General features: G+C 46.8%; 7 protein-coding genes. 4 read left to right on the forward strand and 3 right to left on the reverse strand.

Annotated elements, in window-relative coordinates; all coding sequences use genetic code 11:
• The coding region (locus tag O9290_RS08520) for a photosystem II protein D2 (protein ID WP_271931852.1) at positions 1–172 on the forward strand (172 nt) is incomplete at its 5' end.
• The gene (gene psbC, locus O9290_RS08525; RefSeq protein WP_002768963.1) at positions 156–1,538 is read left to right on the forward strand and encodes a photosystem II reaction center protein CP43; all 1,383 of its coding nucleotides are present in this window, start codon (positions 156–158) and stop codon (positions 1,536–1,538) included. The genes O9290_RS08520 and psbC, both read left to right, overlap by 17 nt.
• 31 nt (positions 1,539–1,569) lie before the next feature.
• Here psbC and cobD read toward each other — a convergent pair whose 3' ends face one another.
• The 3 genes from cobD to O9290_RS08540 form a co-directional block, all read right to left on the reverse strand.
• A complete protein-coding gene (gene cobD, locus O9290_RS08530) occupies positions 1,570–2,649 on the reverse strand; it encodes a threonine-phosphate decarboxylase CobD (protein ID WP_288058803.1) in 1,080 nt (359 codons plus the stop codon).
• Between the two features lie 55 nt (positions 2,650–2,704).
• Positions 2,705–2,989 carry a non-specific DNA-binding protein Hbs gene (gene hbs / locus O9290_RS08535; RefSeq protein ID WP_002759570.1) on the reverse strand — a complete coding sequence of 95 codons (285 nt, stop codon included), beginning with the start codon at positions 2,987–2,989 and terminating at the stop codon, positions 2,705–2,707.
• A 145-nt stretch (positions 2,990–3,134) separates the two neighbouring features.
• Positions 3,135–3,338, reverse strand: a complete 204-nt coding sequence (locus O9290_RS08540; RefSeq protein WP_002759569.1) for a hypothetical protein — start codon at positions 3,336–3,338, stop codon at positions 3,135–3,137.
• A 198-nt stretch (positions 3,339–3,536) separates the two neighbouring features.
• Here O9290_RS08540 and O9290_RS08545 point away from each other — a divergent pair, with 198 nt between their 5' ends.
• Positions 3,537–4,022, forward strand: coding sequence for a DUF4168 domain-containing protein (locus O9290_RS08545; RefSeq protein WP_288058805.1), 486 nt, complete (start codon positions 3,537–3,539; stop codon positions 4,020–4,022).
• A gap of 77 nt (positions 4,023–4,099) precedes the next feature.
• Positions 4,100–4,576 carry an urease accessory protein UreE gene (ureE, locus tag O9290_RS08550; protein WP_002759565.1) on the forward strand — a complete coding sequence of 159 codons (477 nt, stop codon included), beginning with the start codon at positions 4,100–4,102 and terminating at the stop codon, positions 4,574–4,576.
• The last annotated feature ends 288 nt before the right edge of the window (positions 4,577–4,864 follow it).

Raw genomic sequence — 4,864 nt, forward strand, 5'->3', positions numbered from 1 at the left:
TGACTTCGTTTCTCAGGAATTGAGAGCGGCGGAAGACCCGGAATTTGAAACCTTCTACACTAAAAATATTCTGCTTAACGAAGGTCTGAGAGCTTGGATGGCTCCCCAAGACCAACCCCACGAAAACTTTATCTTCCCTGAGGAGGTTCTCCCGCGTGGTAACGCTCTCTAATATCCCCACCGCTACTGGTCGTGACCAAAGTTCCACCGGCTTCGCTTGGTGGTCCGGTAACGCTCGTCTTATCAACCTCTCCGGTAAACTGCTCGGCGCTCACGTCGCTCACGCTGGTTTAATCGTTTTCTGGGCCGGGGCAATGACCCTGTTTGAAACCGCCCACTTTATCCCTGAAAAACCGATGTACGAGCAGGGTTTAATCCTGCTTCCCCACCTAGCTACCCTCGGTTTTGGGGTCGGTCCTGGTGGTGAAGTAGTCGATACCTTCCCCTACTTCGTTGCCGGTGTTCTGCACTTAATTTCTTCGGCTGTACTCGGTTTTGGTGGTATCTACCACGCTATCCGCGGACCGGAAACCCTAGAGGAATACTCTAATTTCTTCGGTTACGACTGGAAAGACAAAAACCAAATGACCAACATCATCGGTTATCACCTGATTCTCTTGGGTTGTGGCGCGCTGTTGTTGGTATTTAAAGCCATGTTCTTTGGCGGTGTCTATGATACCTGGGCTCCCGGTGGCGGTGATGTCCGCGTCATCACTAATCCTACCCTCAACCCCGCAGTTATCTTTGGTTATCTGACCAAAGCTCCTTTCGGTGGCGAAGGCTGGATTATCAGCGTCAACAACATGGAAGATATCATCGGCGGTCACATCTGGATTGGCTTAATCTGTATCGCTGGCGGTATCTGGCACATTCTCACCAAACCTTTTGCTTGGGCGCGCCGCGCTTTCATCTGGTCTGGAGAAGCCTATCTGTCCTACAGCTTGGGCGCTCTTTCCATGATGGGCTTTATCGCCGCCGTTTACGTTTGGTTTAACAACACCGCCTATCCCAGTGAATTCTACGGTCCGACCGGTATGGAAGCTTCCCAAGCTCAAGCTTTCACCTTCTTGGTGCGTGACCAACGCTTAGGTGCTAACGTCGCTTCTGCCCAAGGCCCCACCGGTCTAGGTAAATACCTGATGCGCTCTCCCACAGGCGAAATCATCTTCGGTGGTGAAACCATGCGTTTCTGGGATTTCCGCGGTCCCTGGTTAGAACCCCTCCGCGGTCCTAACGGTTTAGACCTCGACAAAATCAGAAATGACGTACAACCTTGGCAAGTACGCCGCGCGGCTGAATACATGACCCACGCTCCTTTAGGTTCCTTGAACTCTGTGGGTGGCGTTATCACTGATGTTAACTCGTTTAACTATGTGTCTCCTCGCGCTTGGTTGGCTACCTCTCACTTCACTCTCGCCTTCTTCTTCCTGATTGGACACCTCTGGCACGCTGGACGCGCTCGCGCCGCCGCCGCCGGTTTCGAGAAAGGAATTGACCGCGAGACTGAACCCGCATTGGCAATGCCTGACCTCGACTAATTTCGGTTAGTTCGATGGCAGCGGCTCCCGTCTAGTTGGCGGGAGCCTTTTTGTTGTTAATATCAGACGCAGCTAAAACACTCTCTAAAGCCGATAATAATCGTTGATTTTCTGCCGGTAAACGGACAGCGACCCGAAAATAATTGCTGCCCAATTCGGGGAAACTGAGACAATCGCGGATGAAAATTCGATGATATTTTAATAAAGCTTCCTGTAGAGGTAAACAGGAAGATTGAGATTGTACTAAGAGGAAGTTAGCGGCACTGGTTTGGGGCTGTAATTGCGGAAAATTAGCTAATCCTTGCCATAAATCCTGGCGGGCCGCCGTTAACCAATCCCAAGTTTGTTGTTGAAAATCCCTATCTTCAATTGCCGCAATAGCGGCAACCACGGCCAAATTATTCACCGACCAAGGATCGCGCCATCTTTGCCATTGTAACAGGCGCTCGGGATGGGCGAGGACGTATCCTAGACGTAAACCGGGGAGACTGTAAAATTTAGTTAGGGAACGCAAAATCACGAGATTGGGATATTCCGGCAACAGAGATATTAAACTCTCCTGTTGTTGCGGGGGTAAAAAATCCATAAAAGCTTCATCCACTACCACCAAACCAAATTGCGATAGATAGGGACGAATGGCCGCCACCGTCCAGAGTTTCCCCGTGGGATTGTGGGGATTATTGAGTAATAAGCCTTGTTTTTCGGGATTAACCGGCTTTAAAGTGGTTAAATCTAGGGAATGTTTGCAGATGTTTCCACCAAAACTTTTTAAAGCCCGTTCGTAATCGTTAAAAGCGGGTGTTAGTACATAAACACTATCAAATGCTGCTAATTCCCGACCGGCCCAGGTTAATAACTCGGCCGCACCATTGCCGGGGAGAATCCAATCCGGCCCGATATCATGCCATTGGGCGAGGGCAGAACGCAACTGCCAATACCCGGGGTCAGGATAACGAGTCAGACTGGTTAAATGGCTTTTAATAGCGGTTAGGGCGCTTTCTGGCGGACCGAGGGGGTTGATACTGGCAGAAAAATCGAGAATAGAGGAAACCGGACAGCCGGCAATGGCGGCCGCCCAGTCAAGATTACCACCATGTTTAGGTCTAGGCAAAAGACTTACAGCGAACGCTTTGCGCTCGCTACGCGAGAACGAAACTCAACAGTAATTATTCCTTATCCGGGGCTACTCTGTCTTTAAACAGTTTACCGGCCGAGAAAGCCGGGACGCGAGTGGCCGGAATCTCCATCTTATCGCCGGTTTTCGGGTTGCGTCCTTCCCTGGCCTGACGTTCCCGGGCCTCGAAGGAACCGAATCCTACTAGGGTTACTTTGTCCCCCTCAGAAACCGCTTCGATAATGGTTTCGATGGCGGCAGTGAGAACAGCATCTGCTTGTTTTTTGGTCACAGAGGCTTTGAGAGCGATTTGATCGATTAATTCACCTTTATTCATGCGCTAACTCCTTTTTTTGCGGTTTTTCTGAGTTTAGGGTGGTTGTCAGTAGTTTATTATGGTTCCCCTGTTGAGGACTCGCCAGGATCGAGATCACTAAATAATGCCTCAAATCCTCATTGGCTATATATTCCACTGCATTATTCTAAGCGGGAATTGTCTCGATCGGAATCGCTGAAACCTTTAATTTATCTAGATTTCCCCCCAATTCCCCGCCAGGGGAGAGAAAAAAGGGAACAAGCGAGAGATTTACAGCGATATAAGCTAATAAAAAGAGATTAGATGGCGAAATTGCCGATAAATATTCTCTAAAAGCGATAGGCATCCTAACTTCCCAAAAATCGTTCATCGGTTCTCTCCAAGATTTTTGACTAATTTTGCCCCCAAAAACGTTAAAAAAGTTTACCAAAGCAATTTCTGCCCAAAAATTAAGTTCGGGACCAGGAGATATTGGCTAAAATTGGAACTTATGATCGTTAAAAATATTCAAAAAAGCAGGATTTAACTGGAAAGTTTGCTATCATTATCTATTCAGCGACAAACTCGCATGGTGATTTACTGCTATCCCCTAGCCGATCTAGGTCAAAGCTTAAGACATTCTTTTATCGTGACTTTTTTGGCAGTAATCGCCATTCTTGGCGGTCTGATTCCCGAATTTTCTTGGACGACGGAGGTGGTTAGTTTTCAGTCCTCCGCTTATACTCAAGATTTTACGGCTGACCAAATCAAACGTTATGCCAAAGCAGTTTTGCGGATCGAAACCGAAAGAAAACAAGCTTATGAGGAAATTTCGCAAATTTTAGGCAAAAGTCCCCCGGCAATTACCTGTAACCAACGGGAAAGCTTTAATAATCTTCCAGCTAATGCCCAAAGAATTGCCGTAGATTATTGTAATAACTCAAAAAAGATTGTCCAAGATAGTGGCCTCACTGCGGCTGAATTTAACGCCATTACTAACCGGATTCGTACCGATGATAACTTGAGACGACGGGTGCAAAATGAGATGATTCGTCTGCAGCGGGAAAATAAATAGAAAAAGTTCCTCAGTTTTTCGGGTCAAGCTGGAGTCAGGGCTACAATTAAGAATGTTTTTTCCTATTGACCACTACCATGTTAACTTTTACCGAGCGCTTACCCCCCCGTCATACCGCTAGTTCACCTCCCCCAGAAACGGTACTTTTTAGCCTTCTACTCACGGCCGAAGAACGCACCCGCAGCCGTTATCGTCTCGATAGTCCCGAAGGTTTTTCCCTCTGTTTTCGTTTACCCCGCGGCACAATTCTACAGGACCGCGATTTCCTGCGGGGGGAAAACGGCGAAATTATTCAAATTATTGCTAAACCAGAACCAGTTATCACTATTACCGCCCCTTCAACCGATTTACTCCTCAAAGCTGCCTATCACCTCGGTAATCGTCATGTAGCCCTAGAAATTAATCCCGATTACCTGCGTCTGGCCCCCGATTCTGTCCTACAAGCAATGTTAGAAGGTTTGGGATTAACTGTAACTGAAGAAATCGCCCCCTTTAACCCCGAAATTGGCGCTTATCAGCATTATCATGACTTGGAAGAGGCAAAAAAGGGTTAGTTAGGGCTGGCTGAATAAATCTAAAAACCTTATTAGACATCTCCAAAAATTATAACCCAGTCACAGCTTGCTTTTAGCTTATGCACTAATTAAGTAGTTCGATAACTGAAATGTATATCTATCGTTGCTAATTCAATTTCACTGAAAAAATATGAGGCAATTAAAATAATTTTTATTCGGGTAGATTCCTTAACTAGAAAGACTTTTGGTCTTGAGATAATATTAGGTCGAGGTCTATTGGGTAAGACTTTTAGACTGTTTGGAAATCAAAAAGTACCATATCTGGGA

The organism is Microcystis sp. LE19-41.2A (assembly GCF_027530405.1).
Taxonomy (GTDB): Bacteria; Cyanobacteriota; Cyanobacteriia; order Cyanobacteriales; family Microcystaceae; genus Microcystis; species Microcystis aeruginosa.

Coding starts and splice junctions, on each gene's coding strand:
- ureE (WP_002759565.1), top strand. CDS start 4,100: ATGTTAACTTTTACCGAGCGCTTACCCCCCCGTCATACCGCTAGTTCA.
- O9290_RS08540 (WP_002759569.1), bottom strand. CDS start 3,338: ATGAACGATTTTTGGGAAGTTAGGATGCCTATCGCTTTTAGAGAATAT.
- O9290_RS08545 (WP_288058805.1), top strand. CDS start 3,537: ATGGTGATTTACTGCTATCCCCTAGCCGATCTAGGTCAAAGCTTAAGA.
- hbs (WP_002759570.1), bottom strand. CDS start 2,989: ATGAATAAAGGTGAATTAATCGATCAAATCGCTCTCAAAGCCTCTGTG.